Raw genomic sequence first — 25,397 nt, 5'->3', positions numbered from 1 at the left:
GCTGGCGGTGCCGCAGCGCTGCGGCCGCGAGTGGGCAGGTGCCCGGAACGGAGTACGACGAGATGAACAGGCCCGATAAGTGCGTCCCCGGGTCACTCGGTGAACAGACGCTGAGCGTTCACGGCGGCAATCACGCCTCCGGCACGGGCACCGACGGCGACGGCGCGGCGATTCGCGTGCCGATCATCATGGCGAACTCCTACAACCTGCCGCCCGATCCGTCGACCATGGACTGGTCGAACCCCGAGCACCTCACCTACACCCGCAACACCGGGATCAATCAGATCGCGCTGCAGGACAAGCTCTGCGCGCTCGAGCACGGTGAGGACGCCGTCGTCCTCGCCTCCGGCGTCGCCGGACTGCACGCGGTGTTCTTCGGGCATGTCAACGCGGGCGATCACGTCGTCGTCTCCGACACCACCTACGAGGCGACCTACAAGCTCTGGACGTCGCTGCTGCCTCGCAAGTACGGGATCGAGGCCACGTTCGTCGACATCACCGACCACGACGCCGTGATCGCAGCGATCCGTCCCGAGACCAAACTCATCGCCACGGAGGTGATCGCGAACCCCACCACCAAGGTCGCCGACATCGCCGCGCTGGCGGAGATCGCGGACGCCCGCGGCATCATCCTGATGGTCGACTCCACGTTCACTCCCCCGCCGCTGTACCGCCCGCTCGACGACGGCGCCGGCCTGGTGGTGCATTCGCTCACCAAGTACATCAACGGCCACGGCGACGCGATGGGCGGCGCGGTGATCGGGCGTGCCGATCTCGTGGAACCGATCCGGTCGGAGGCGATGGTGGACGTCGGCGGCGTGATCTCGCCCTTCAACGCCTGGCTCATCATGCGCGGCTCGGTGACACTGCCGCTGCGCCTGCGGCAGCATCAGGAGTCGGCGCTGGAGCTCGCCCGGTTCCTGGAGGCCGACGAGCGCATCGCCTACGTGGCCTATCCCGGTCTGGAGAGCCACCCGCAGCACGAGCTGGCCAAGCGTCAGTTCGGCGCGGGCGATCGCGGCATCGGCGGTTTCGGCGGCATCATGTCGTTCGCACTGAAAGGCGATCCGGACCTGCAGAATCGCTTCGTGAACGACCTGAAGGTCGTGACGTCGGCGGTCTCCGTCGGCCACGACGAGTCGCTGATCGTGCACGTGGGCACCAGCGGACCGCGCGTCGCCGCCTACCCGGAGGGCTTCCGCGAGTACGGGCACCTGCGATTCTCGGTCGGCCTCGAGGACGTTGACGATCTGAAGGCCGACCTCGCGGCCGCCCTCGACTCGGCCGCGGGCTAACCTCGCGCCCGGTCCTCGGCCACTCGCCGCACCACGCTCTCGTCGATCTCGAACCCGAAGGTCTCTGGTGCGCGGGTCGCGGCCAGCACGCACAGACCGTGCACGGCGGCCCAGCACGACACGGCGCGCAGTTCGTCGCCGGTCGCCTCGACCAGGGCCGAGAACCAGCCGCCCGTGGTCTCGCGGAGGCGGCCGCCGGCCGAGTCGAGCAGGTCGTGCCGGAAGATCAGCGTGAACATGCCCGGCCGGGCGCGCGCGAACCGCCAATAGGCGACGGCGCCGTCGCCGATGCCGTTCGCGATGGCGGGTGCGAGAGCGGCGTTGAGATCGGCCACGCCTTCGGCGGCGATCGCCGCCAGCAGACTCTCGAGCGTCGGGAAGTATCGGCGCGGAGCGCCGTGCGAGACGCCTGCCCGGGCGGCCACCGAACGCACGCCCACCGCACCGAATCCCGCGGTGTCGACGAGGTCGACCCCCGCGGCGACCAGCCGTGCGCGCGTACTCGGATCGTCAACCACGTTGACAGTGTCTACGGTCGCCCCCACACTGTCCAGTAGACACTGTCTACGAAAGGCCTCCCGTGCTGTATCCGCTCTGCAAACACGTTCTGATCGGCCCCGCACTCCGGCTCTGGGTGCCGATCACCGTCGACGGCGCCGACCGCGTTCCCACCAGTGGCCCGGTCATCGTGGCGGCCAACCACCTGGCGGAGATCGACTCCCTGGTCCTCCCGCTGGCCATACCCCGCCGACTCTCGTTCTTCGCCAAGGCGGAGTACTTCCGGGGTTCCGGAGTCCGCGGCGCGGTCAGTCGTGCGTTCTTCCGCGGAACCGGTCAGATCCCGGTCGACCGGTCGGGCGACGACGCCGCGCTCGAGGCTGCGGCGCAGTTGCTCGCCCGGGGCGGCGCGTGGGGCATCTACCCGGAGGGCACGCGCTCGCCCGACGGGCGTTTGCACCGCGGACACACCGGGATGATGCGAGTCGCGGCGCGAGTCCCGGGCACCGTCATCGTCCCCGTTCGGCTCTCGGGAACACGCGAGGTGAATCCGCCCGGCACCCGGCGGATCGGTCGCGGACCGGTGCGCATCCGCATCGGCGACCCGATGCCGGCCGATGAGTTGCTCGGCGCCTCACACGACGTCCGCGGCGCCACCGACGCCGTCATGGCCGTGATCGCCGCACTCGGCTCCGTCGCCTGCGTCGACGAGTACGCGCGGCCCTACCATTGACGGATGCTGTCGTCTCTCGCGTCGTTCACTCTCGCGTCGACGCTCCTGGTACTGCTGCCCGGCCCCGACTCCCTCGTGGTGATGCGCGGATTGGCCCGCGGCGGCCGGGCCGGCGGGGTCCGGACGTCGCTGGGCGTGATGACCGGACTGCTGGTCTGGATCCTCGCCGCCGTCCTCGGTCTCTCGGCGATTCTGCAGATGAGTGAGATCGGTTACGAGGTGCTCAAGATCGTCGGCGGCTGCTACCTGGTGCTGCTCGGCGTCCAGACACTGCGCTCGATCCGGTCCCTGCGCGGCGGGCCGTCGGTCGATGAGGCGCCGTCGTCGCGCCGGGCGGGCTTCCTCACCGGATTCACGACCGACATCCTCAATCCGAAGATCGGCATCATGTTCATCACGCTGCTGCCGGGCTTCGTTCCGGACGGTGCGCCCGTCGCATGGACGACGCTCGGCTTCGGTCTGGTCTATCTGGCGCTCACCGGCGTCTACTTCGCCGTGCTCATCGTCGCCGCCGACCGGATCGGCGCCTGGATGCGTGCGCCCCGCATTCGGCGCCGCATCGATCTGGTGGCCAGTCTCGCGCTCGTCGGTTTCGGGCTGAGGCTGGCGACGGAGTAGCCGGGGCGTCGTTCCGCTACCAGCCCGACGTTCAGTCGGCCCGGTAGAGGATCCCGCGCCCGATGGCTTCGCGGATCGCCGGCATCGCCGCCGCGGCGAGCGCGTCGGCGTCCACGCCGTGGAAGTCGGCCAGCAGTGAGATCAGCGCGGCCAGCGGCACCTGGCCGCGACAGCCGGCGAGAAGCGACGTCAGCACCTCGTCCACCGGAAGCACCGCTCCCGGACCGCCGGGGCGGGTCACCGAGGCGCTCACCTGCTGCCAGCCGTCGTCGCCGGGGAGCGCCTGGGTCTCCAGAAACACCGGTGAGGTGCTGAGCCGGGAGGCCAGCAGGTCGGCGTCGGAGTTCTCACGCAGGAAGTCGCGCCGCGCCCAGAAGGCCTGCGCTTCGAAGCCGGTGACCTCCTGGCCGGCGGCGGTGATCTCTTCGATCACCACATCGGCCGGACGATCCTCGACGGGTCGGCGGAAGGTGATCGAACCCATGCCGACGGCGACGATCCCCTCGGACTCGAACCAGTCGAGCCACCGCGCACCCCGCTCGGCCGCGTCGACCACCGACTCCCCCGCATCCGAGACCCAGAGCGAGACGTAGCTGATGGGATCGGCCAGTTCCCGCTGGACCACCCAGGCGTCCAGACCGCTCGCCTGCACCCACTCCCGGACCCGGTCGTCCCATGCGTCGAGGTCGCGCACCTCCCAGTTCGCCAGGATCTGCGCGATGCCGCCCGGATTCAGATGTTCGCCGATCCGCTCGATGAGGCTTCGGCTGATGCCGTCTCCGGCCATCCCGGAGTCGCGGTAGATGTAGTCCTGCGCACCGCTGCCGACCACGAACGGCGGATTGGACACGATCAGGTCGAATCTCTCGCCCGCCACCGGCTCGAACAGGCTGCCCTCCCGCAGGTCCCAGTCCAGTCCGTTCAGCCGCGCCGTCGCCGCCGCCAGTGCCAGCGCCCGCGCGTTGGTGTCGGTGGCGACGATCGTCTCGCAGTGAGACGACATGTGCAGCGCCTGTACGCCGCATCCGGTTCCGAGATCGAGCGCCCGCGCGAACGGCGTGCGGATCACCGCCTGCGCCAATGACATCGACGCCCCGCCGATGCCGAGCACGTGGTCGTGGGCCACGGCGCCGGGACGCATCGACGCGTCCTGATCGGCGACGACGAGCCGGTCGGCGTCGTCGCTGCCGTGCGGCCGGATGTCGAGGACGGCGCGAACACCGCCGTCCGCGGGCTCGATCACCTGCTGGTCGACGAGGGCCTCCGGTCCGACGCCGGGCAGTGCGGCGGCGACGTCGTCGGCCGGTTCCGTGGCGCCGAGCAGGAACAGCCGGATCAGAGTCGCGAGCGGCGCGCGGTCGGGGGCCGCTCGCCGCGTCTGACGCAGAGCGGGCCACCACACACCGCTCACCAGCGCTTGGCCGGCCTCCTCGCCGAGGAGGTCGGCGATTCCGTCGGAGGTGTAACCGGCGGCGCGCAGGTCCGCCCCGAGGGCGTCGACGATGTCCGGAGCGTCCAGAGGGTAGCGAATCACCGCACGAGCGTACCGGTACAGTTGCACTGCACGCGCGAGTGGCGGAATTGGCAGACGCGCTGGATTTAGGTTCCAGTACCCACTAGTGGTGTGAGGGTTCAAGTCCCTTCTCGCGCACCAGCGGCCCCGGTCGTTTGCCCCGTCAAGATCAGTAGCTACAGGGCGTACCGAGGGCATATCGCCCTCGGCGCGCCTTGCCACGCCTGATGTCAGCAGCGTCCCGGTCTACGACACTCCCGGGGTACGGGACGAGCGTTCTGCCAACCGCACGAGGCACCATCGAAGGATGACGCATCGCACTTCACCGATCGCCGCCCTCGCGGCCGCGATCCTCGCGTCGCTCGGCATCGCCGCGACGTACGAGCTCCTCGTCGTCTCGTACGCGGGCCAGATGGTCGATCAGGACGTGATGGAACTGATGGGCGCGCGCACCGGGAACGACGCTCCGACGGGCGGTCTGCTCGCCGAGATACAAGTCCCCGTGCTCGCCGGCTGCGGCCTGCTGATCGGCGCGATCTGTCTCGCGCGACGATCCTGGCGGCTCGCCCTGCACGCGAGCCTGCTGATCGGCGCCGTCGTGGTGCTCGCGGTCGTCCTGAAATCCGAGCTGCAACGACCGCCGCTGGACGTCGGCAACGCGCTCAACTCGTTCCCGTCCAACACGGTCGCCGCGTTCGCCGCGGCGGGGATCGCCCTGTGCGCGGTCACGCCCCGCCGTGCGCGGCCGCTCGCGGCGATCGCCGCGACGGCAGGTCTCGGAGTGGTCTCGTTCACCGTCGTCAGCCAGCAATGGCACCGACCGTCGGACGTCATCGGCGGAGCGCTCCTCGCGGTCGCCGTCGCGGCGGTCGTCGATCTGCTGATCCCGGCGTGGAACGCGCGGCCGGCACGCGCTCACACCGAGCACGACGTGCGGGACTGGCAACGGTCGCGAGCGGCTGTGCGGTGAGACCACCCCGGGCGCACCCCTAGACCTGCCAGCCCTCCGCTTCTCGCCACCGCTGCCACAGGTCGGCGAACACCCCGCCGCGCGCGAGCAGGTCGTCCACCGCACCCGAGTCCACCACCCGGCCGTGGTCCAGGACGATCACCGAGTCGGCGAGCGCCACCAGCGCGGGTCGGTGCGTCACCACCACAACCGTCCGCGTCCCGCGGATCCGCCGCAGCGAATCGACCACGGCGCGTTCGGTGATCACGTCGAGTGACGACGTCGCTTCGTCGACCAGCAGCAGTCCGGCGGGCTTCGCCAGCGCGCGGGCGAGCCCGACCCGCTGGCGTTCGCCCCCCGACAAGGTATTGCTGCCGTCGCCGATCCGCGAGTCCCAGCCCTCGGGGAGCGAGTCCAGCACGGCGTCGAGTCGAGCGAGATCAGCGATCTCGACGAGATCGGGCTCGGCGCTGGTGACCACGTTCTCGCGCACCGTCCCCGGCCGCAGCGAGGTGGTCTGGAAGACCATCGACGCGTTCTGCAGCCGACCGGCGGCAGTCGTCTCGTCGCCGCCGAAGTCGACTCGTCCGGTGCTGGGTTCGCGGAGCCCGGAGATGACGTCGAGCAACGTCGACTTGCCCGAGCCGGACGCTCCGACCAGCACCGTGATCTCCCCGGCAGGGATGGTCAGCTCCACCCCGTCGAGGGCCCGCGTCCCGTCCGGGTAGGTGTAGCCGACCTCGCTCAGACGGACCGGCACGGGAGCACCGTAGGCTTCGCGGAGCGCGTCGTTCGACGTCGATCGCCGCACTGTGTTCTGTTCGGCAGCCAGATCCTCGACGACCAGGTCGCGCAGCTGTGCCAGCAATCGCTCCACTCCGGCGATCGGGGTGGCCAGCAGCGAGAGCGAACCGGTGGTCTCCACCACTCGCAGCAGGACGACGACCATCGCCGCCGCGGTGACTCCGGAGAGGGTGCCGTCGAGGTAGAGCGCTCCGGTGGTGACGCCGAAGGCCAGTAGAACGAGCTGACCGGCGACGGTGAAGAGCAGGTCGCCGGGGATCTGCCAGGCGAGGAGCCGGAAACCGCGCCGCCGCGAATCCGCGAGCACCTCGTCGACGGTCCCGGTGCCGACCCCCGCGGCGCGCAGCGTGGGCTGTGCCCAGCCGAATTCGAGCATGCGGTCGTCCAGCGCGCGGCCTGCCTCGGCGAACCGATCCTCCGACTTCGCGACGGCCCGGCGTCCGCCGTAGAAGGCGCCCAGCAGGACGATGCCGCCGACGAGAGCGACCACCGCGAGCTGCCACGACACGAACAGCAGGCCGACGGCCAGCATCGGCACCAGCAGGGCCGCATGGATCAGCGGCGAGAAGAGCAGGACGATCGCCGAGACCGACTCCGGGCCGGACTTGGTGACCAGGTCGCGCAGCCGGGACGCACGATCGCCGTGGAGTTCGGCCGGATCGAGCCGGCCGATGGCCGACACACCGGCGCTTTCGGCGGCGTCGATCAAGCCGAATCCGACGCGGAGTCCGGCGCGGGTCGCGAGGATGTCCGCGGTCCAGCCGACCGCGAGCACCGCGACCATCGCCGCCACCCAGACCCACGCGTCCGACGGGGTGTCGCCGAACAACGCGCGCAACAGCGGGATCGACAGCAGCACGGCCGCCGCCTGCAGCGCCGTGGACAGCGTCGTGAGCGCGTAGAAGGCGAGACGGTGCGGCCGCCCTGCGGCGCCGGTGATGACGCGGACGTCGGCGAAGACGGTCGGCAGGATTCGGGTCGAGTCTGAACTCATCGGAGGGCCTCCTGCGCCTGCGCGGTCATCGCCGCGTATCGTCCACCGGCCGCGATCAGTTCCGGGCCGGTCCCCTGCTCCACGATCTGTCCGCCGTCGAAGACGACGATCCGATCGGCGTCGGCGACGGTGTGCAGTCGGTGCGCCACTATGAGCACCGTGCGCCCCGCCAACAGCCTCGACAGGCCTTGCCGCACCTCCCACTCCGAGTCGGGGTCGGCGGCGGCGGTCGCCTCGTCGAGGACCACGAACCGCGGGTCTCCGAGCAGCGCCCGGGCGATCGCGACCCGCTGCCGCTGGCCTCCGGAGAGGCTGTCGCGATCGACCACCGTGTCGTATCCGTCGGGCATTGATTCGATGACGTCGGCGATGTGAGCCGCCCGGGCCGCCTCCGCGATCGCCGCACGATCCGCGTCGGGCATGCCGAGCGCGATGTTGTCGGCGATGGTGCCGCGGATGAGTTGGACGTCCTGCAACACCACGGCGATCCGCTGCCGCAGCTGCACCTCGGGAATGTCGCGCAGGTCGACGCCGTCGAGCAGTACCGCGCCGGCATCCGGGTCCCACAGGCGAGCGACCAGAGCCGCCACGGTGGACTTGCCCGCACCCGACGGTCCGACGAGGGCCGTCGTCCCGCCCGCGGGCAGGTCCAGGTGCAGGTCCCGCACCACTGGCCGACCGGGCGTGTACCCGAAGGTGACGCCGCGCAGTTCCACTCGCGCCGGGCCGCTCGGCTCCGGCCCGGTGCTGCCGTTCTCCGCCTGTTCGAGCTCACCGCTCGACAGCAACAGATCGAGCGAGGTCTTGCCGTTCATCCCCTCGCGCAGTCCGCCGACGGCGTACGACGCGGCGAGCAGCCGGTCGCCGAACGAGGTGCCGAGGATCAGGAAGGGCAGGATCGCGGCCGCGTCCATCTGGTCGGCGGTGATCAGTGCCGTGCCCGCCAGCGCGACCACCACCATCGACGTCGTCGGCCGGTTGAGCTGCAGAATCACCGACTTCGCATCGATCGTGGCGCGCTGCCAGTCCTTCAGGAACTCGGTGAGACGCCGCAGTCGGGCGGGCAGGTCGGTGATCGCGCCGTCGCCGAACACGCGGCTGACCTGCTGCGTGCCGATGTAGCGTTCGGCGTCGCCCGGCAGGGTCGCGTCCCATCGCATCTTCTGTTCCAGGCGGGCTCTGTCGGCAGTCGCCAGGCGTGCCATTGCGACGATGTACCCGAGTACCGGCACCAGCAGCACCAAAGCGAGTACCCAGTTCACCGAGAAGAGGTACCCGAGGATCGCCAGCGGCGTGACGATCGCCGTCACGAGATCGGGCACCGCGTGGGTCACCAGATAGTGCAGCGACGAGATGTCGTCGGCGACTAGCTTCTTGACCTCCGCGCTGCGGCGGCCGAGGAACCATCCGAGCGGCAGTCGGGTGAGTTTGTGGAGCACTCGCCGCCGCAGCGCCGCGGCATACACCTGGTCGTAGAAGTGCAGCACGGTGATCAGCACCGCGCTGCCGGCGGCGCCCGCCACCAGAACGATCAGTGCCGTGACCGCGACGTCGATCAGCTCGTGGCGGCCGGCCCCCTCCACCAGCAAGCGCGCCAGCTCCGCGAAGAGCACCAGAGGAACCACCGCGAGCACCGCGAGCACGAGCGCGAACAGACCGGCGACGATCAGCGCGGGAAGGGCGGGTTTGAGGACGGGCTCGGCGGGCGCTGCGGCCTTCGGGGCGCGGGGCGGGGTCAGAGCGGCCTCCGCGACATCGTCCGTCGCCGTCTCGGAGGCGGTCGACACGGCGGTGTCCTCAGTCGCCGTGTCGACCTGTTTTCCCATCGCACGTCCGGCCATCCAGTAGGCCTGGGTGTGCATGGTGGCCTTGTTCTGCTCGTGGTTCAGGGCGAGCGCGCCCTTGGCCAGTCGCGTCGCCTTGCTCTCGGCCGTGACCCACGTGTGCCATCCGCGATAGTCGTCCTCGCCGATCGCCTCGGTCAGCGCCCGGCGGTCCGGACTGGTGGGCACCCAGTCGACGGTGAGGCCCGGATGCTCGGGCAGCGGCAGGTCGCGGTCGTCGTCGTTCTCGTGCTCGATGACCGCCCGGATCGGGATGTCGTCGCCGATCTCCTCGATCAGCCGCACGATGGCCGGCCATGCCGCCACGTCTCCCATCAGCAGGTATCCGCGCGGACGCTCGCCGTCCGCGGCGATGTCGTAGCCGTCGCCGCCGAGCCGTGTCATCAGCAGTTCATCGCCCACGACGGCATTGCGCGCCCAGGTGGACGCGGGTCCGGCCGGATCGTGGACGAGGAAGCAGATCGCGAACGTCCCCGCCGCCGGGTCCGGATCCAGCAGCGTGTATCCGCGTTGATGGAACTTGGCCGCGTTGTTCACATCCGGGAACCAAGCACGGATCCAGGCGGCCGGCTTCTCGCCGCCCGCATGCAGGATCTCGCCGCACTGGAACTCGATGCGAACGACGTGTTCGGTCACCCACCGCACACCGGTGACCGTCGCCGGATGATTCTTCGCTCCGAGAGCGCGAAGCACCGCTCCCTGGAAGCCCTTGCCCATGTCCACCCCATCGTCAACCACTCGAACCTAAGATTAGGCTTGGCTAATTAGTAGCAGACTGGTGGCAGAACGCACAGTGAGGGCGGCCGCACCGGGCCCGATGCACGGCAGCCGACCAGGTACCTTCGATACTGTGAAGTCCTCTCTGCCGTCGCCCGCCAAACGACGTCACCGCCCCGCACTGATCGCGCTGGTGGCGGTCGCGGCATGCGCTTGCCTGGCGCTCGCCTGGTGGCAGTGGGGCCGCTACGAATCGTCGACGGGCACCGGCCAGAACCTGGGATACGCCCTGCAGTGGCCGGCCTTCGCGGTGGCCGTCGTGTACGCCTATCGCCGCTTCGTCGTGATGGAAGCCGATCCGGACGCTGAACACCGCGACCGCGCCGAGCCGACCGAGATACCCGAGGGGGTCCTTCCCGAGCGGCCCACGCGACACGACCCGTCGGTCGCGGCCATCCTCGACGCCGCACCGGACGACGACCTGGCCGAGTACAACAGATACCTCGCCGAACTCGACAGACACCCGACGCACGACTGACGCATCAGCTGAAATCTCCGCGCGACCGATGAAGGACCACGACGTGACCGAATCCGCCAAGACCGCCGACGACGCCCCGGACGGGACTGTGACTGCGACCATCCCCCAGATCCGCAGTGCGCTGCTGCGCTACCGCGTTCTGGCCTGGGTCACCGGCGTGTGGCTGCTCGCCCTGTGCGCCGAGATGATCGCAAAGTTCGGCTTCGGAGTCGAGGGCTTCGGCTGGGTCGGCGTCGCTCACGGCTGGATTTACTTCATCTACCTGATCTGCACCGTCGACCTGTCGATCAAGGTCCGGTGGCCGCTGCCGAAGCTGGTGGCGACCGCGATCGCGGGCACCATCCCGTTCCTGTCCTTCTGGTTCGAGCACATTCGCACTCGCGATGTGAAGGAGCAGTTCAAGCTCGATCAGTGATCGTCTAGCTCGATCCCCAGGCGCTCGGCACCGGCCTTGTAGAGGGCGACCACCTCGCGACGGATGGACGCTCGGTCGGTGAGCTCGGTCGGCCACGGCACGCGGACGGGACGGTCCGCTCCGTCGACGGTCGCCGTCCACTCCCCCGCGACCGAGTCGAAGCCCGTCATCACCGCGGCGGTGGCGTCGGGTTCGGCGAACGCCCGCACGATGACGAGATTGTCGGTCGCATGGTCGTCGTTCATATGCCGGAGCACAGCGGTCACGACCGCGTCCTCGAATACGGTCATCGGTCTCCTCCGCCCGCGCCGGCGAGGGCCCGGAGTGCCGGGACCAACTGCGCCAGCGCCTTGCCACGGTGGCTCAGCGCGTCCTTCTCCGCGGGCGGCAGCTCCGCGGAGGTGCGCCCGGCGGCCACCTCGTCATCGGGAATGAACAACGGGTCGTAACCGAAGCCGTTCGCGCCGCGCTCGTCACGCAGGATGGTGCCGCGCCACTCTCCGCGGACCACGGTCTCGGCGCCCGTCGGCAGCACCAGCGCACACACCGAGACGAACGCCGCACCGCGTCGCTCGTCCGGTACGTCGGCGAGCTGGGCCAGCAGCAGGCGATTGTTGGCGGCGTCGCCGGCGCCACCGCTCCACCGTGCCGACAGGACTCCCGGCATGCCGTTGAGCGCGTCGACGGCGAGGCCGGAATCGTCGGCCAGCGATGGCAGTCCGGTTGCGGCGACGGCCGCGCGAGCCTTGAGCAGCGCATTGTCCTCGAACGTCGCACCGTCTTCCACCGGTTCCGGATAGCACGTGACATCACCCAGCCCGAGCACCTCGAGCCCGGTGATGCCCGCCGCTTCGACGACGCGTCGCAGCTCGGCCAGCTTCTTGGCGTTGTTCGACGCCAGCAGGACCGTCCCGGTCACTGCCCGCTGCCCGGGAGCGATCCGGGGTACGGCTGCGACAGCACTTCGCGCTGCGCGGCGACGATGTTCTCGATGCCGGCGCAGGCCACGTCGAGCATCTTGTCGAGCGTTCCGCGCGCAAAGGTCGCGCCCTCGCCTGTCCCCTGCACTTCCACGAGGGTGCCCGCGTCGGTGGCGACCACATTCATGTCGACCTCGGCACGCGAGTCCTCGTCGTACGGCAGGTCGAGGCGGACGCGGCCGTCCACCACACCGACGCTCACCGCCGCGATGATGCAAGACAGCGGCTGCGGGTCGGCCAGCTTGCCCGCCGCGCCGAGGTAGGTGACGGCGTCCGCGAGCGCGACGTAGGCGCCGGTGATGGCGGCCGTCCGCGTTCCGCCGTCGGCCTGCAGGACGTCGCAGTCGATGGCGATCGTGTTCTCACCCAGCGCCGCCAGATCGATGCACGCGCGGAGCGAACGTCCGATCAAGCGGCTGATCTCGTGCGTGCGTCCGCCGATCTTGCCGCGCACCGACTCACGCTTCGAGCGCTCGTGGGTCGCGGCGGGAAGCATCGAGTATTCGGCGGTGAGCCAGCCGAGCCCCGATCCGCGCCGCCACGACGGCACGCCCTCGGTGACGCTGGCGGTGCACATGACGCGGGTGTTGCCGAATTCGACCAGCACCGAACCGGCCGGATGAGAGGTGAAACCGCGGGTGAACTTGATGGGCCGGAGTTCGTCGTCTGCCCGGCCGTCTGCTCGTGAAGTCACGCCCCGACCTTACTGGACAGGCCGACATATCCGCCGACGAGGAGGTGCCGGGCAGCGCGCGGTGCGTCAACCCGACCGCCCGCTGGTTGAGCCGCGACGAACGTAGTGAGGAACGTGTCGAAACCACCGTCGCCACGCTGGAGTCGGATCACCGGCTCTTGGATGCCTCGACCAACTCCACGATCCGACTCCACGGAACAACCGCTCGAAACGCAGCGGCCTCGCTGGATGGGTTGCCGAAGGCACCGTCTACTCGCGCGATCGCCTGCCGGAGTACCACAGGGTCCTCGCCGAGCCCTTCAGCCAGCCACATCAATCCAGGCGCACACCGGAAGTGATTGTAGAAAGCCTTGCCGCTGTTCGACGGACTCTTCCGCCCGTAATATCCCGGCGAGCCGTACTCACCGAGCCACCCGTCCAGGTGCGCCTTCTGGTTGCCGTTTGAGTTTCGGCCCGCGGCCGCCGTCCGAGCCTCGTACTCGTCCGTGAGTGGCTGTCGCGCATCCAGCTTCTGCACCAGCTTGCGAAGGGCAACTGTCGAGATGTCGCCCTCCGCGACCCTGTCACGCCGGTTGAACATCGAACACCTTGGTCACCTCGTCACCGTAGTCATTGATCACTTTGACTGCGACGCGTCCAGTTGACGGTCGGCTGAATGGACGAGATTCGGTGCGGTACAACGACGCCCACGCATCGGCGTCGATATCGGCCTTCAACGAAGTCTTCAACTTCTTGTACGGATCGTTCCCTCCGGTGAAGTAGCAGTGCCGAACGAAGAACGATTCGCCGTCGTAGTCGGTGTCGATCATCCACAGCGCGATGCGACCGGTGTCCGTGCTCCGCACCTCACTGCTGTCAAAGCAGCTGGGAGTCCTTGTCGCGCGAATGCGGACCGAGAAGGAGCTGAGTCAAGAGACTCTCGCCGCGGAAATCGGAATCAGCACCAACCACCTGCAACTGCTTGAGTCCGGGCTCTCCGACCGCCAGAAGCAGTACCTGCCAACCCTCGGCTCAGCACCCTGTTTGCGCTCAGTGAGGCGCTCGAAGTGTCGCTCCCTGATCTGCTGAAGACTGCGCAGGGCGGTGCGCCGGACTAGTCCGCGCAACGACAGTCCCAGCCCGACTGCGAAGGGTTTCGACACCCTCCTCACCACGTTCGTCGGGGCTCAACCAGCGAATCCAGCACATCCGCGCAACTCCGCGACGAACGCGCGGGCTGGGAGCGCGCGTCCGTCGTCGAACTGCGCGGATAGAAGAACGGGCAGACCGGAAGCGACCGTCGCGGCTCAACCAGCGAGGCGATCTATGCGACCGGCTTACGGACCTCGATGACCTGACCCTGGTGGACGAGTTGCAGCGGTCCCGCATACTCGCCCGACGCCTCGTCGAGGATGGCGGCGGAGTCGGCCCACGGGACCACGTGAGTCAGGGCGAGCGAGCGGACCGATGCGCGGGCGGCCACCTGTCCGGCTTCGACCCCGGAGAGATGCAGCCCCTCGGGCCGGACGCCGGGCTCGTGCGTCCACGACGCCTCGCACAGGAACAGGTCGGCGTCGCGCGCGAGATCGACCACCTCCTCGCACACGCCGGTGTCGCCGCTGTAGGCGAGCACCTCGCCGTCGGGGCCGACGATCCGCAACCCGAAGGTGCTCGGCGGATGGTTCACCTTGTACGGCTCGATGTGGAGGCCGTGGATCTCGACGGCTTCGCGGTCGACCCACTCGCGCACGTCGTAGGTGTCCGACAGGTCGTCCACCTCACCCGGGTACTCCGACGCCCCGGCACCGACGCGCAGCGCCGTGCCCTCCGGCCCGTACAGGAGCGAACGTTCGGTGGCCGGAGTCGGCGCCCACCGACGCCACACCAGCATTGCGGGCAGATCCATGCAGTGGTCTGCGTGCAGATGACTGAGCAGGACGGCGACCTGGTTCGGATCCGCGTGTTGCTGCAGTTCACCGAAGACACCGTGTCCGCAATCGATCAAGACCGGCGGGTGTCCGTCGGCCTGAACCAGGTATCCGGAGCACGGTGCACCAGGGCCGTTCACACTCCCTGAACACCCGAGCACCGTCAAACGCATGGGACACACTCTGCCATGCCGCTCCGGAAATCCGGCATCAATCCGCCCTCCTGTGACCGGTGAGTTGGCACTGCATCGACCGTGCCGAACGCCACACGGGAGTGGTCAGAAATGCTCTACGTGGCCCACCGAAGGTCCCAAGAACCGGGTCGAGAGCTTGCGGAACGAGTCCGGATCGCCGGTCGCGGAGAAATGACGCCGGGCCACGCGATTCGAGTGCGGATGCAGGGCGTCGCGCTCGGTCAGGACGCGGACAGTGTCCTTCGCCGTCTCCTCGGCGCTCGACACGAGCGTCACCTGATCGCCCATCACCAACTGCACCACACCCGACAGCAGCGGATAGTGGGTGCACCCCAGGACCAGAGTGTCGACGCCGGCCTCCTGCAGCGGCTCGAGGTAGCCCTCGGCAAGACCCAGGATCTGGCGTCCGCTGGTGATCCCCCGCTCCACGAAGTCGACGAACCTCGGGCAGGCGACGGCCGTGATCTCCACATCGCGTGCCGCGGCGAACGAGTCCTGATACGCGCGCGACGCGATGGTCGCCTCCGTGCCGATGACGCCGATCCGACCGGTCTTGGTCGCGACCACCGCGCGACGCACGGCGGGCAGGATCACCTCGATGACGGGAATGGGGGCATAGCGTTCACGCGCATCGCGCAGACAGGCCGCCGACGCGGTGTTGCAGGCGATGACGATCGCCTTGACCCCACGGTGCACCAATTCGTCACCGATGGCCAGCGCATGCCTGCGGATCTCCGGAATGGTCAACGGCCCGTACGGCCCGTTCGCGGTGTCGCCGATGTAGATGACATCCTCATCGGGCAGCTGATCGATGATCGCGCGCGCGACGGTGAGCCCGCCGACGCCCGAGTCGAAGATGCCGATGGGACCGGTTTGCAGCTCGGTTATCGGGGGCCTCCCTTGAGTTCTGGTCGTCGGGGCTCAGAGCTGCCCGGATCGCGTCGGTCGCTGAGCATCCACGCCGCCAGCACGCCGCCGACGGCGCCGAACAGGTGTCCCTGCCACGACACTCCACCTCCGTGCGGCAGCACGCCCCACAGGATCCCACCGTAGACCGCCAATAGGACCACCCCGCCCAGCACCTGCCACACGTCGCGGTTGAATAGACCGCGGACCAGCAGATACGCCAGCCACCCGAAGACGATCCCCGATGCGCCGATCGTCACCGAGCCGGTCGGGGCGGTGAGCCACACTCCCAGACCGCTGATGACCCATACGATCGCCGTCACCCACAGGAAGCGTCCCGACATCAGCAGCAGGAAGCCGAGCACCACGCCCGGGATCAGGTTGCCGATCAGGTGAGCGAAGTCCGAGTGCAGCAGCGGCGCCCAGATGATCCCGTCGAGTCCGGACAGCCGTCGCGGCACGATGCCGTACTCGTCGAGGTCCCCACCGGTCGCCATGTCGATCGCCTCGACCACCAGCAGCACGACGGCGATGACGCCCATCGTGATGCCCGACCGCTCCCACTTGGGCATCGGCGACCGACGCGGCTTCGGAAGACGAGGGTCGGACGGCGACGCGATCCCGCCGCTCATGCGTCGCCGAAGGCGGAGAACAGCACGTCGCGGTATGCCGGAATCCCGGCGACGCCGGTCGCGGCGACCACCGCCGAGACGATCGCCCGCTGCACCACCGTCGCCGATGCGTCGGCCAGTGCCGCGACGATCGCGGTGTCCGGGTCCATCCCCGGCGGAACGTCGACCGCGGTGTCCGGATCGGCGGCCTTCTCGCCGGTGGCGACGGCGAACAGGGTGTCGCCGTCGAGCGGTGAATGCGCGGGACGGACCGCCCGCGCGAGGCCGTCGTGCCCGGACATCGCCAGACGCCGGGTGCTCGCCACCGACAGCGTGGCATCCGTCGCGACCACCCCGATCGTCGTGTTCAGTACCGTGCCCTTTGCGGTGAGCTCGGCGAGCCTCTTGATCTCGAGTTGCTTCGGCGCGCGCAGACGGTGCAGTTCGAGGTCGTCCGCACCCCACGGCAGCCCTGTCGACGGATCGACGACACCGCCGACCGGATTGGCCACGACGAGAGCGCCGATCGTCAATCCGCGAGCCGGACCGTCGGAGAACGTGATCGACGCGGTGCCCACGCCGCCCTTGAGTGCGCCGGCGCGCGCCCCGGTCCCGGCCCCGACCGATCCGATCGCGAAATCGGTCCTGGCGTCGGCGAGCGCCCGCGCACCGAACTCGGCGGTCGGACGGTTCTCCCACCGGCCGACCGGGAGGTCGAAGATGACCGCGGCCGGCACGATGGGCACCACGTGCCCCTGACCGTCCATCGGCAGTCCGACGCCGGCCTCCTCGAGTCCCCGCATCACTCCGTCGGCCGCGGCAAGACCATAGGCACTGCCACCGGAGAGCACGATCGCGTCGGCGCCGCGGACCGTGTTGACCGGATCGAGCAGGTCGGTCTCGCGCGTCCCAGGACCGCCGCCGCGCACGTCCACCGCCGTCGCGCACCCGCGCGGCAGGGTGATCACCGTGGTCCCGGTCGCCCACCCGCTGCCGGGTTCAGCGACACTCGCGAGCACCACCTCGTCGTCGAGTCGGTGGTGATGGCCCACCGCGATTCCGGCGACATCCGTGATCCGGTTGCCGGGGCGCGACACAGACGACTTCGGCTCGGTCACCATCCGTCGTGCCCCCACTCCCCTTGCGACGGGTCCTCCGGCTGCGTCCACTCCGCCGACATCAGTGCTTCGACCAGCAGCCCCTGCACCACCGACAGCCAGTCGTAGACGTCCTGGTGTGCGGCGTGCGGATGGTCGGGCGGCAGCTTCGAGGGCTCGTCGGTGATCCCGAGCATCGCGCCCAGGGCCAGTCGGATGTCGGTGAGCGCCGTCAGCCAGCGGTCGGCCTGGGACTCGGTCAGCGAGACGTCCCCGCCCCCGCTCGGCAGTGTTTCGAGAACGGTGCGTGCCGCGGCGAGTTTCGCGTCGATGATCTGCGGTTCGTTGACGCTGCGCAGTCCCCCGTTGAGGTCCGCGGCGATCGGTCCGGCCGCGAGTTCCGGCTCCTGGTCGGGTCGATGGAAATCGGGCAGCAGCCGTCCCAGCGTGACATCGTCCGGTGCGCGGGTGTGCCCCGTCTGGATCCCCGTCAGCTCCGACAGTTCGTCGCGCGGAGCCGACTCGGCACGCTCGTTGAGCAGATCGGTGATGGACTCGACCATCGACGCCAGCAGTTGGCATTCGTAGTTCTCGAGGTTGGAGCAGATGCGGACGTCCTCGCCCGCACCGGTTCTGCGCCAGGTCCGCATCAGGAGTCGTGCTGCATGGTCGCCCACAGGCCGGCCGCATGCAGTTTGCGGACGTCGGCCTCCACCTTCACGCGGTCGCCGCTGGAGACCACGGCCTTCCCCTCGGTGTGCACCTGCATCATCAGCGCCTTGGCCTTCTCCTCCGAATAACCGAAGATCCGCTGAAAGACATAGGCGACGTAGTTCATGAGATTGACCGGGTCGTCCCACACCAGCGTCACCCAGGGGCGGTCGTGAGTCACCTCTGGTTCTGCCACCGCGGTACCGGTGCTCGTACCTGGTGTCGCCTCATCGCGCGCCATGAGTAATAGGGTAGCGAAGGTGACCAGTACCGCGCTGCTGACCGATCAATACGAGCTGACCATGCTTTCGGCCGCCCTGAGGGCCGGGACGGCGCAGCGCAGCTGCGTGTTCGAGGTCTTCGCCCGCCGCCTCCCCGACGGCCGACGCTACGGAGTCGTCGCGGGCACCGGACGTCTGCTCGACGCCCTCGAACGCTTCCGATTCGGTCCGGAGGAGATCGACTCGCTCCGGACCGTGGTCGACCAGGACACCCTGGCATGGCTCTCCGACTACCGCTTCCGCGGAGAGATCGACGGGTACCGCGAGGGCGAGCTCTACTTCCCCGGCTCGCCCATCCTGACCGTGCGCGGCGGCTTCGCCGAAGCTGTGGTGCTGGAGACGCTGATCCTCTCGATCCTCAATCACGACAGCGCGATCGCCTCCGCGGCGGCGCGTATGGTGAGCGCTGCCGCGGGCCGCCCGATCATCGAGATGGGCGGACGCCGCACGCACGAGCGCGCGGCGGTCGCCTCAGCGCGCGCCGCATATCTCGCGGGAGTCGACGCGACCAGCAATCTCGAGGCCGCTCGCACCTACCGCGTGCCGAGTGCGGGAACCGCGGCGCACGCGTTCACGCTCTCGTTCGCGCATCCCGACGGCAGCGACGAGCGGGCCGCCTTCGCCGCGCAGGTCGAGGCGCTCGGCGTCGGGACCACCCTGCTCGTGGACACCTACGACATCACCACCGGTGTCAAGAACGCGATCGAGGTCGCAGGCACCTCGCTCGGAGCGGTCCGGATCGACTCGGGGGATCTGGGCGTCCTCGCCCGCCAGGTACGCAGGCAGCTCGACGAGCTCGGCGCCACCGGCACCAAGATCGTCGTCTCCGGCGATCTCGACGAGTACGCCATCGCCTCGCTGCGCGCCGAACCCGTCGACATCTACGGCGTCGGAACCTCGCTGGTGACCGGCAGCGGTTCACCGACTGCGGGCATGGTCTACAAACTGGTCGAGGTGGACGGCGTCCCGGTCGCGAAGCGGTCGAGCCACAAGGAGAGCCACGGCGGACGCAAGCGCGCCGTTCGCGCAGCCCGCGCGTCCGGAACCATCGTCGAAGAGATCCTGTTGCGTGCCGACGCGCCCGCGGATCAGGCGATCCCGGGCACCGGAGGCCTGGACGTGGCCGAACTCCAGATTCCACTGGTCCGCGGCGGCGACCGAGTTTCCGGGCTGCCTACACTGGAGCAGTCCCGCGGGCATCTCGCGCACGGGCTCGTCACCCTCCCGTGGGAGGGTCTCGGGCTCAGCCACGGCGACCCCGCAGTCCCCACCCGCTACCTGACCGAACCGGAGAGTCGATGACCGAGGAGACCCCACCGCGGAATCGTGCGCTGATCGTCGTCGACGTCCAGAACGACTTCTGCGAGGGCGGCTCCCTCGCGGTGGCCGGCGGCGGTGCGGTCGCCGCCGCGATCAACGCGATCACCGGCTCGTATCCGGTGGTGGCGGCCACCCGCGACTACCACGTCGACCCCGGGGGGCACTTCTCCGAGACCCCCGACTTCGTCGACTCGTGGCCACCGCACTGCGTGGTGGGCACGCCCGGCGCCGAGTTCCATCCGGCCTTCCGCACCGGCCCCGTGCAGGCGGTCTTCTCCAAGGGCGAGTTCGACGCCGCGTACTCGGGCTTCGAGGGCCGCGACGAACACGGAAACGGCCTGGCCGACTGGCTCACCGCGCGCGACGTCTCCGAGGTGGACGTCGTCGGCATCGCCACCGACCATTGTGTTCGCGCGACCGCGGTCGACGCCGCCGCGGCCGGCTTCGCCACACGTGTGCTGCTGGACTTCACCGCGGCCGTCGCCGAGACCACCACCGCGACCGCGTTCGACGTCATGCGCGACGCGGGAGTCGAGCTGGTGGGCACCCTCGTGCACACCGGTGCCCCTCACGAAGACGACGCGGCCGAGTGAGCGTCCCCGATGTCGCCGACCTCCTGGCCACCGCCGTCGAATCCCTCGGCGGAGCCCGGCGCGACGGTCAGCTGGCGATGGCCGAGGCCGTCGGCGAGGCGATCGAGAACGACCATCACCTCGCGGTCCAAGCCGGTACCGGCACCGGAAAGTCGCTGGCCTACCTGGTCCCCGCGCTCCGGCACGCCGTCGACACCGACGAGACCGTCGTCGTCTCGACGGCCACCATCGCCCTCCAGCGCCAGCTGACCGAACGTGACCTACCGCGTCTCGCGGGCGCGCTCGCGAAGCCGCTGGGCCGCGAACCGTCGTTCGCGATCCTGAAGGGTCGCGCCAACTACCTGTGCCTCAACAAGATCCACTCGGGAGTGGCCGACGAGGATCCGAACGCCGAGCTGTTCGACGCCTTCGACCTGTCCCGCATGGGCCGCGAGGTGACGCGGTTGCGCGAGTGGACCTCCGACACCGAGACCGGAGACCGCGACGATCTCTCCCCCGGCGTCAGCGACCAGTCGTGGCGCCAGGTGAGCGTCTCCTCGCGCGAATGTCTCGGGGCGTCGAACTGCCCCTACAGCGAGGACTGCTTCGCCGAACTGGCACGGAAGAAGGCCGGCGCCTCCGACGTCGTGGTCACCAACCACGCGATGCTCGCCATCGACGCGATGAGTCCGGCGACCATCCTTCCCGAGCACCGCGTGGTGGTCATCGACGAGGCCCACGAACTGGTGGACCGGATCACCTCCGTCACCACCGAGGAGATCTCGGCCGCGAGCGTCTCGCAGGTCGCCCGCCGGCTCGGCAAGTTGATCGACGACGAGAGCGCCGACGCGCTGGTCGGCGCGGGCGAACAGCTGGAGTTGCTGCTGGAGGACTCACCCCAGGGCGAGTGGACCCGACTCCCGAGCGGCGCACCCGAGGTCCTCGCATCGCTGCGCGACCGCCTCTGGAACGCGCGGAACGCGGTCGGTCCGGCGCCGTCGGCAGGCACCGATCCGGAGGCTGCGGCCGCCAGGCAGATGGCGCTGTCGGCCACCGACTCGCTGCACGATTCGGTGGTGCGAGTGCTGACGGTCTTCGCCGAGACCGACATCACCAAGAGGCACGACGTCGTCTGGCTGTCCGCCGACCGGATCCGCGGAAACGTCCGCCCGACGCTGCGGATAGCGCCGTTGTCGGTGGCCGGGCTGCTGCGTACCTCGCTGTTCACCGACTCGACTGTGATCCTCACGTCCGCGACCCTGACCATCGGCGGCAACTTCGACGCCCTCGCACGCACCTGGGGGCTGCCCGCCCACGGTGGCAAGGACGTGGAGGCCGCGGGATGGCGCGGCATGGACGCCGGCAGCCCCTTCGACTACCAGCGCGCCGCGATTCTCTACGTCGGCAAGCACCTGCGGGCGCCCGGCCGTGACGGCATCGCGGAGTCGACGCTGGACGAGATGGTCGATCTGATGAACGCTGCGGGCGGTCGTACCCTCGGCCTGTTCTCGTCGATGCGGGCCGCCAAGGAGGCCGCGGAGAAGCTCCGCGACCGAGTCGGGTTCCCGATCCTGTGCCAGGGCGACGATGCGACGTCGGCACTGATCGAGAGATTCGCCGCCGACGAGGCCACCTGTCTGTTCGGCACTCTGTCGCTGTGGCAGGGCGTCGACGTCCCGGGTCCCTCGTTGCGGTTGGTGATGATCGATCGGATCCCCTTCCCCAGGCCCGACGACCCGCTCCTGTCGGCGCGCCAGCGCGATGTGGACGCGCGCGGCGGCAACGGCTTCCTGACCGTCTCGGCGAACCACGCGGCACTGCTCCTCGCCCAGGGCGCGGGCCGGCTCCTCCGCGCCACCGACGACCGCGGCGTGGTCGCCGTGCTCGACTCACGTCTGGCGACGGCGCGGTATGCGGGCTACCTCCTGGCCGGGCTTCCACCGTTCTGGCGGACCACCGACCGCGATGCCGTCCGAGCCGCGCTCACCCGCTTGACGACGGGCGCCGCGAAGAAGTGACGGGGCGATCGTGACGGACCCGCTGTGGCAGCGGCTCGGCGCCCGGCCCCGCGTCGCGGACACCGAATTCGCCGTGTGGGCGCCCAATGCGCGATCGGTCACCGTCTTCGGCGACTTCGACCGATGGGCGGGCACCGACCACCCGATGGAGCGCGGACCGCACGGCGTCTGGACCGCCACGGTCGACGGCGCGCGGCCGGGAATGGCGTACAAGTACCGCGTGGTCGGAGCCGACGGACTGACACGCGACAAGGCCGATCCGCTCGCCCGTGCGACTCAGCGACCACCCGAGACGGCGTCGGTGATCGCCGGTCCGTCGTCGTTCGTCTGGAACGACGAGACGTGGATGGCCGCGCGCGCCGACCGGCGCCCCGAGCGCGAGCCGATGTCGATCTACGAGGTCCACCTGGGGTCGTGGCGCTCGGGCCTGAGTTATCGCGAGGCCGCCGTCCAGCTGGCTGAGTACGCCGCCGACCGCGGCTTCACGCACGTACAGCTGATGCCGATCACCGAGCATCCCTACGGGGGATCGTGGGGCTATCAGGTCGGCTCGTACTTCGCCTGCTCCAGCCGGTGGGGCACCGCCGACGACTTCCGCTTCTTCGTCGACCACCTGCACTCGAAAGGGATCGCGGTACTCCTCGACTGGGTCCCGGCGCACTTCCCCAAGGACGCCTTCGCGCTCGGCGAGTTCGACGGCACTCCCCTCTACGAGCACGCCGATCCGCTGCGGCGGGACCAGCCGGACTGGGGCACGTACGCGTTCAACCTCGGTCGGCCCGAGGTCCGCGACTTCCTGATCGCGAGCGCCGTCTACTGGTGCTCGGAGTTCCATCTCGACGGGCTGCGCGTCGACGCGGTCGCGTCCATGCTGTACCTCGACTACTCGCGCGGCCCGGGCCAATGGCGGCCGAATGCGCGCGGGACACACGAGAACGACGAGGCCGTCGACTTCCTGCGGCGCCTCAATGACGCCGTCCACGAGGCGTGTCCGGGCGCCGTGATGATCGCCGAGGAGTCGACGGCGTGGCCGGGGGTGACAGTCTCCACCGACCGCGGCGGGCTGGGCTTCGACTTCAAGTGGAATCTCGGCTGGATGAACGATCTGCTGTCGTTCCTCTCGCTCCCGCCGCGGCGGCGTGCGGAGCTGCACGAACGTGTCGCGTTCGGCCTCACGCACGCCACCGCCGAGCGCTACGTCCTGCCGATCAGTCATGACGAGGTGGTCCACGGCAAGGGCACCCTCGTCACGAGAATGCCAGTCTCAGCCGACGCTGCGGCGGGGGTGCGGCTCGCCCTGGCCTTCCAATGGGCCCATCCCGGCAAGAAGCTGCTGTTCATGGGGCAGGAGTTCGGGCAGACCCGAGAGTGGGCCGACGACCGCGGGCTCGACTGGAACCTGCTCGATCCGGACGGGTCGAACGCCTCGGTCCACCGCGGCATCGCGCTCGCGGCCCGCGACCTGGCCCACCTGCACGCCGAACTGCCGGCGCTGCACCGAATGGACTGCGACGCCCGCGGCTTCGCCTGGCTCGACGCCCGCGACACCGCCAACACCGTCATCGGCTTCCTGCGGCTGGCCGACGACGGGGCGGCCACCGGGGGCCGCATCGTCGCCTGCGTCTTCAACTTCTCCGACCGCGATCTCCACGGCTACCGGCTGGGCTTCCCGCTCGCCGGGCCGTGGCGCGAGATCCTCAACACCGCCGCGCGGGAGTACGGCGGTCACGGGGTGGGCAACCTGGGCCGGATCGTCGCGGTCGACGAGCCGAGCCACGGCCGTCCCTACAGCGCGGCCATCACCCTCCCCGCTTCCGCCGCGGTCTTCTTCACACCGGGCCGCTGACCCTGCCGGTGGCCGGCGGACGGTCGGAGGCGTCAGTACAGCGCTGTGTCAGTACAGCGCTGTCGCCAGCTTCCGGCGCGCTGCCGTGACGAAGGGCTCGGCGGGGTCGAAGAGCTCGAACAGCTCGAGGAGCCGGGCGCGCGCCCGGGTGCGGTCGTCGTCGCGCGTCACCTTCACCAGCTCGATGATCCGATCGAACGCGGCCTCCGGCCGCTGACCGAGCAGCAGCACGTCGGCTGCGGCGAGCTGAGCGTCCACGTCTCCGGGCGCGGCGGTGTTGACGATCTCGGGTTCGTGGGCCTGCGCTCGGGTGACGAACTCGAGGTTGCGGACCACGGACTTCGCCTCGACGTTGTCCGGCTCGAGTTCGGCGATCGCGCGATAGGCGGCCAGCGCCCCGTCGAGGTCGCCGGAGTTCATCAACTCCTCGGCGGCCGCCATGCGCGGATCCTGCTCGGGCTCGTCGTCGGATGCCGTCGCCGCGGTCTCCGGAAGCAGATGTCCGGCCTTCGCGAAGATCTCGTCGATCCATCCGCGGATCTGCTCCTCCGGCTGCGGCCCCTCGAACATCGCGACCGGCCGACCGCCGATCAGTGCGATCACCGTCGGCACCGACTGAGCACCGAAGGCCTGTGCGATCCGCGGGTTCGTGTCGACATCGACCCGCGCGAGTGCCCACCGGCCGCCGGCTGCCTCGGCCAGGCGCGCCAGCACCGGGGACAGCTGCGTGCTCAGTTCCGACCACGAGGCCCACAGGTCCACCACCACCAGCTGCCGGGTGGAGCGTTCGACGATCTCCGTCTCGAAGTCGAGTTCGGTCACATCGAGGACGACGGCGCCGGGGCGAGAGTCAGAAGCGGGCCGGGACGCAGCTGCCCGCTGCGCCTCGGCCCGCTCCTTGAGAACTGACAGATCTACGGCACCCGCCATCGCGATGGCGGCGTTCGCCGGTTCATTGCGTCGAGAAGGTCTGGTCACACCTTCAGTGTGTCACGATCGGCGGACTCACTGAACGTCGAGTCGGACAGTTCGCCCAGATGACCGTTCTTACTGGCCCACTGCTCGAACCACACCGTGAAGAACGGCGGGATCGAGGCGACGAGTGCCAGCGCCAGAACCTTGAGGTTCCACTTCAACGACCGCGCGGTGAGCACGGTGATGATCAGGTAGACGACGAACGCCACACCATGGAGCGCGCCGGGGACCATCGTCGCCGCATCGATTCCGGCTCCGTACTTGACCCCCATGCTGATCAAGAGCAGGCCCCAGGTGATCGCCTCGATGACGGCGATCAGCCGGAAACGCTTGGCCGGGGTCGAGACGTCGAACACGTTGCCCATCC

28 protein-coding genes and 1 tRNA gene are annotated in these 25,397 nt (G+C 69.5%); 12 read left to right on the top strand and 17 right to left on the bottom strand.

The window, feature by feature from the left end; all coding sequences use genetic code 11:
• The first annotated feature begins 62 nt into the window (after positions 1 to 62).
• Entirely contained in the window at positions 63 to 1,295 is a 1,233-nt protein-coding gene (locus P5P27_RS06125; protein ID WP_045536760.1) for a trans-sulfuration enzyme family protein, read from the top strand.
• On the opposite strand, the gene P5P27_RS06120 is transcribed toward P5P27_RS06125, so the two are convergent.
• A complete protein-coding gene (locus P5P27_RS06120) occupies positions 1,292 to 1,813 on the bottom strand; it encodes a TetR/AcrR family transcriptional regulator (RefSeq protein ID WP_231649983.1) in 522 nt (173 codons plus the stop codon). The two genes, P5P27_RS06125 and P5P27_RS06120, sit on opposite strands and share 4 nt — an antisense overlap.
• Before the next feature lie 62 nt (positions 1,814 to 1,875).
• Here P5P27_RS06120 and P5P27_RS06115 point away from each other — a divergent pair, with 62 nt between their 5' ends.
• Together P5P27_RS06115 and P5P27_RS06110 are read left to right on the top strand one after the other, a co-directional pair.
• Positions 1,876 to 2,526 carry a lysophospholipid acyltransferase family protein gene (locus tag P5P27_RS06115; RefSeq protein WP_278126883.1) on the top strand — a complete coding sequence of 217 codons (651 nt, stop codon included), beginning with the start codon at positions 1,876 to 1,878 and terminating at the stop codon, positions 2,524 to 2,526.
• 3 nt (positions 2,527 to 2,529) lie between these two features.
• Entirely contained in the window at positions 2,530 to 3,144 is a 615-nt protein-coding gene (locus P5P27_RS06110) for a LysE family translocator (RefSeq protein ID WP_278126882.1), read from the top strand.
• Positions 3,145 to 3,175: 31 nt separating this feature from the next.
• Here P5P27_RS06110 and P5P27_RS06105 read toward each other — a convergent pair whose 3' ends face one another.
• On the bottom strand, positions 3,176 to 4,678 hold the full coding sequence (locus tag P5P27_RS06105) for a DUF7782 domain-containing protein (protein ID WP_278126881.1): 1,503 nt from the start codon (positions 4,676 to 4,678) through the stop codon (positions 3,176 to 3,178).
• A 32-nt stretch (positions 4,679 to 4,710) separates the two neighbouring features.
• On the opposite strand from P5P27_RS06105, the gene P5P27_RS06100 reads away from it, so the two are divergent.
• Together P5P27_RS06100 and P5P27_RS06095 are read left to right on the top strand one after the other, a co-directional pair.
• A tRNA-Leu gene (locus tag P5P27_RS06100) sits at positions 4,711 to 4,798 on the top strand.
• Between the two features lie 166 nt (positions 4,799 to 4,964).
• The gene (locus P5P27_RS06095) at positions 4,965 to 5,627 is read left to right on the top strand and encodes a phosphatase PAP2 family protein (RefSeq protein WP_006898236.1); all 663 of its coding nucleotides are present in this window, start codon (positions 4,965 to 4,967) and stop codon (positions 5,625 to 5,627) included.
• 19 nt (positions 5,628 to 5,646) lie between these two features.
• On the opposite strand, the gene P5P27_RS06090 is transcribed toward P5P27_RS06095, so the two are convergent.
• Together P5P27_RS06090 and P5P27_RS06085 are read right to left on the bottom strand one after the other, a co-directional pair.
• A complete protein-coding gene (locus P5P27_RS06090) occupies positions 5,647 to 7,404 on the bottom strand; it encodes an ABC transporter ATP-binding protein (RefSeq protein ID WP_278126880.1) in 1,758 nt (585 codons plus the stop codon).
• Entirely contained in the window at positions 7,401 to 9,965 is a 2,565-nt protein-coding gene (locus tag P5P27_RS06085) for an ABC transporter ATP-binding protein/permease (RefSeq protein ID WP_006898234.1), read from the bottom strand. The genes P5P27_RS06090 and P5P27_RS06085 overlap by 4 nt, the downstream gene beginning before the upstream one ends.
• Positions 9,966 to 10,098: 133 nt before the next feature.
• Here P5P27_RS06085 and P5P27_RS06080 point away from each other — a divergent pair, with 133 nt between their 5' ends.
• Complete coding sequence (locus tag P5P27_RS06080; RefSeq protein ID WP_006898233.1) at positions 10,099 to 10,503, top strand: hypothetical protein; 405 nt, start codon at positions 10,099 to 10,101, stop codon at positions 10,501 to 10,503.
• A 43-nt stretch (positions 10,504 to 10,546) separates the two neighbouring features.
• On the top strand, positions 10,547 to 10,918 hold the full coding sequence (locus P5P27_RS06075; protein WP_039868175.1) for a DUF3817 domain-containing protein: 372 nt from the start codon (positions 10,547 to 10,549) through the stop codon (positions 10,916 to 10,918).
• Here P5P27_RS06075 and P5P27_RS06070 read toward each other — a convergent pair.
• From P5P27_RS06070 to P5P27_RS06050, 5 genes are all read right to left on the bottom strand, one after another.
• A complete protein-coding gene (locus P5P27_RS06070; RefSeq protein WP_278126879.1) occupies positions 10,912 to 11,208 on the bottom strand; it encodes a DUF2470 domain-containing protein in 297 nt (98 codons plus the stop codon). The two genes, P5P27_RS06075 and P5P27_RS06070, sit on opposite strands and share 7 nt — an antisense overlap.
• Positions 11,205 to 11,837, bottom strand: a complete 633-nt coding sequence (gene rdgB, locus P5P27_RS06065; protein WP_278126878.1) for an RdgB/HAM1 family non-canonical purine NTP pyrophosphatase — start codon at positions 11,835 to 11,837, stop codon at positions 11,205 to 11,207. Before rdgB ends, P5P27_RS06070 begins: the two co-directional genes overlap by 4 nt.
• The gene (gene rph / locus P5P27_RS06060) at positions 11,834 to 12,592 is read right to left on the bottom strand and encodes a ribonuclease PH (RefSeq protein ID WP_006898227.1); all 759 of its coding nucleotides are present in this window, start codon (positions 12,590 to 12,592) and stop codon (positions 11,834 to 11,836) included. The genes rdgB and rph overlap by 4 nt, the downstream gene beginning before the upstream one ends.
• A gap of 148 nt (positions 12,593 to 12,740) precedes the next feature.
• Entirely contained in the window at positions 12,741 to 13,172 is a 432-nt protein-coding gene (locus P5P27_RS06055; RefSeq protein WP_278126877.1) for a hypothetical protein, read from the bottom strand.
• On the bottom strand, positions 13,156 to 13,437 hold the full coding sequence (locus tag P5P27_RS06050) for a hypothetical protein (protein ID WP_278126876.1): 282 nt from the start codon (positions 13,435 to 13,437) through the stop codon (positions 13,156 to 13,158). The genes P5P27_RS06055 and P5P27_RS06050 overlap by 17 nt, the downstream gene beginning before the upstream one ends.
• Between P5P27_RS06050 and P5P27_RS20760 the strand changes: the two genes are divergently transcribed.
• Positions 13,412 to 13,660, top strand: a complete 249-nt coding sequence (locus tag P5P27_RS20760; RefSeq protein WP_411815880.1) for a helix-turn-helix domain-containing protein — start codon at positions 13,412 to 13,414, stop codon at positions 13,658 to 13,660. The two genes, P5P27_RS06050 and P5P27_RS20760, sit on opposite strands and share 26 nt — an antisense overlap.
• A 235-nt stretch (positions 13,661 to 13,895) precedes the next feature.
• On the opposite strand, the gene P5P27_RS06045 is transcribed toward P5P27_RS20760, so the two are convergent.
• The 6 genes from P5P27_RS06045 to clpS all read right to left on the bottom strand — a co-directional run bounded on the left by P5P27_RS06045 (position 13,896) and on the right by clpS (position 18,259).
• Positions 13,896 to 14,672, bottom strand: coding sequence for a cyclic nucleotide-degrading phosphodiesterase (locus P5P27_RS06045; protein ID WP_006898226.1), 777 nt, complete (start codon positions 14,670 to 14,672; stop codon positions 13,896 to 13,898).
• A 105-nt stretch (positions 14,673 to 14,777) separates the two neighbouring features.
• Complete coding sequence (gene murI / locus P5P27_RS06040) at positions 14,778 to 15,581, bottom strand: glutamate racemase (RefSeq protein ID WP_045536770.1); 804 nt, start codon at positions 15,579 to 15,581, stop codon at positions 14,778 to 14,780.
• Positions 15,578 to 16,171 carry a rhomboid family intramembrane serine protease gene (locus tag P5P27_RS06035; protein ID WP_006898224.1) on the bottom strand — a complete coding sequence of 198 codons (594 nt, stop codon included), beginning with the start codon at positions 16,169 to 16,171 and terminating at the stop codon, positions 15,578 to 15,580. Before P5P27_RS06035 ends, murI begins: the two co-directional genes overlap by 4 nt.
• A gap of 56 nt (positions 16,172 to 16,227) precedes the next feature.
• Positions 16,228 to 17,331 carry a P1 family peptidase gene (locus tag P5P27_RS06030; protein WP_006898223.1) on the bottom strand — a complete coding sequence of 368 codons (1,104 nt, stop codon included), beginning with the start codon at positions 17,329 to 17,331 and terminating at the stop codon, positions 16,228 to 16,230.
• Entirely contained in the window at positions 17,325 to 17,957 is a 633-nt protein-coding gene (gene aosR / locus P5P27_RS06025; RefSeq protein ID WP_006898222.1) for an oxidative stress transcriptional regulator AosR, read from the bottom strand. Before aosR ends, P5P27_RS06030 begins: the two co-directional genes overlap by 7 nt.
• Positions 17,957 to 18,259 carry an ATP-dependent Clp protease adapter ClpS gene (gene clpS / locus P5P27_RS06020; RefSeq protein WP_081598161.1) on the bottom strand — a complete coding sequence of 101 codons (303 nt, stop codon included), beginning with the start codon at positions 18,257 to 18,259 and terminating at the stop codon, positions 17,957 to 17,959. The genes aosR and clpS overlap by 1 nt, the downstream gene beginning before the upstream one ends.
• 19 nt (positions 18,260 to 18,278) lie before the next feature.
• Between clpS and P5P27_RS06015 the strand changes: the two genes are divergently transcribed.
• From P5P27_RS06015 to glgB, 4 genes are read left to right on the top strand one after another with little or no spacing between them, the layout of a single operon-like run.
• Entirely contained in the window at positions 18,279 to 19,601 is a 1,323-nt protein-coding gene (locus tag P5P27_RS06015) for a nicotinate phosphoribosyltransferase (protein WP_006898220.1), read from the top strand.
• Positions 19,598 to 20,212, top strand: a complete 615-nt coding sequence (locus P5P27_RS06010) for an isochorismatase family protein (RefSeq protein ID WP_278126875.1) — start codon at positions 19,598 to 19,600, stop codon at positions 20,210 to 20,212. Before P5P27_RS06015 ends, P5P27_RS06010 begins: the two co-directional genes overlap by 4 nt.
• Positions 20,209 to 22,209, top strand: a complete 2,001-nt coding sequence (locus P5P27_RS06005) for an ATP-dependent DNA helicase (protein ID WP_278126873.1) — start codon at positions 20,209 to 20,211, stop codon at positions 22,207 to 22,209. The genes P5P27_RS06010 and P5P27_RS06005 overlap by 4 nt, the downstream gene beginning before the upstream one ends.
• A gap of 10 nt (positions 22,210 to 22,219) precedes the next feature.
• Complete coding sequence (gene glgB, locus P5P27_RS06000; protein WP_278126871.1) at positions 22,220 to 24,055, top strand: 1,4-alpha-glucan branching protein GlgB; 1,836 nt, start codon at positions 22,220 to 22,222, stop codon at positions 24,053 to 24,055.
• A 48-nt stretch (positions 24,056 to 24,103) separates the two neighbouring features.
• Here the strand turns inward: glgB and P5P27_RS05995 are convergent, their stop codons facing one another.
• Positions 24,104 to 24,985 (bottom strand): tetratricopeptide repeat protein, encoded by an 882-nt coding sequence (locus P5P27_RS05995; protein ID WP_278127415.1) that lies wholly within the window; start codon positions 24,983 to 24,985, stop codon positions 24,104 to 24,106.
• Positions 24,986 to 25,029: 44 nt separating this feature from the next.
• Positions 25,030 to 25,395 carry a DUF3817 domain-containing protein gene (locus P5P27_RS05990; protein WP_006898215.1) on the bottom strand — a complete coding sequence of 122 codons (366 nt, stop codon included), beginning with the start codon at positions 25,393 to 25,395 and terminating at the stop codon, positions 25,030 to 25,032.
• Between the last annotated feature and the right edge of the window lie 2 nt (positions 25,396 to 25,397).

Source organism: Gordonia sihwensis (assembly GCF_029632925.1).
Classification (GTDB): domain Bacteria; phylum Actinomycetota; class Actinomycetes; order Mycobacteriales; family Mycobacteriaceae; genus Gordonia; species Gordonia sihwensis.
The sequence above is the reverse complement of the archived record's forward strand: the minus strand, read 5'-3'. Positions and strand labels throughout refer to the sequence as shown.

Coding starts and splice junctions, on each gene's coding strand:
- P5P27_RS06030 (WP_006898223.1), bottom strand. CDS start 17,331: ATGGTGACCGAGCCGAAGTCGTCTGTGTCGCGCCCCGGCAACCGGATC.
- P5P27_RS06045 (WP_006898226.1), bottom strand. CDS start 14,672: ATGCGTTTGACGGTGCTCGGGTGTTCAGGGAGTGTGAACGGCCCTGGT.
- P5P27_RS06110 (WP_278126882.1), top strand. CDS start 2,530: ATGCTGTCGTCTCTCGCGTCGTTCACTCTCGCGTCGACGCTCCTGGTA.
- P5P27_RS06070 (WP_278126879.1), bottom strand. CDS start 11,208: ATGACCGTATTCGAGGACGCGGTCGTGACCGCTGTGCTCCGGCATATG.
- P5P27_RS06055 (WP_278126877.1), bottom strand. CDS start 13,172: ATGTTCAACCGGCGTGACAGGGTCGCGGAGGGCGACATCTCGACAGTT.
- P5P27_RS05995 (WP_278127415.1), bottom strand. CDS start 24,985: ATGGCGGGTGCCGTAGATCTGTCAGTTCTCAAGGAGCGGGCCGAGGCG.
- P5P27_RS06090 (WP_278126880.1), bottom strand. CDS start 7,404: ATGAGTTCAGACTCGACCCGAATCCTGCCGACCGTCTTCGCCGACGTC.
- P5P27_RS06095 (WP_006898236.1), top strand. CDS start 4,965: ATGACGCATCGCACTTCACCGATCGCCGCCCTCGCGGCCGCGATCCTC.
- aosR (WP_006898222.1), bottom strand. CDS start 17,957: ATGCGGACCTGGCGCAGAACCGGTGCGGGCGAGGACGTCCGCATCTGC.
- P5P27_RS06010 (WP_278126875.1), top strand. CDS start 19,598: ATGACCGAGGAGACCCCACCGCGGAATCGTGCGCTGATCGTCGTCGAC.
- P5P27_RS06035 (WP_006898224.1), bottom strand. CDS start 16,171: ATGCCCAAGTGGGAGCGGTCGGGCATCACGATGGGCGTCATCGCCGTC.
- P5P27_RS05990 (WP_006898215.1), bottom strand. CDS start 25,395: ATGGGCAACGTGTTCGACGTCTCGACCCCGGCCAAGCGTTTCCGGCTG.
- P5P27_RS06085 (WP_006898234.1), bottom strand. CDS start 9,965: ATGGGCAAGGGCTTCCAGGGAGCGGTGCTTCGCGCTCTCGGAGCGAAG.
- P5P27_RS20760 (WP_411815880.1), top strand. CDS start 13,412: ATGCGACCGGTGTCCGTGCTCCGCACCTCACTGCTGTCAAAGCAGCTG.
- P5P27_RS06125 (WP_045536760.1), top strand. CDS start 63: ATGAACAGGCCCGATAAGTGCGTCCCCGGGTCACTCGGTGAACAGACG.
- clpS (WP_081598161.1), bottom strand. CDS start 18,259: ATGGCGCGCGATGAGGCGACACCAGGTACGAGCACCGGTACCGCGGTG.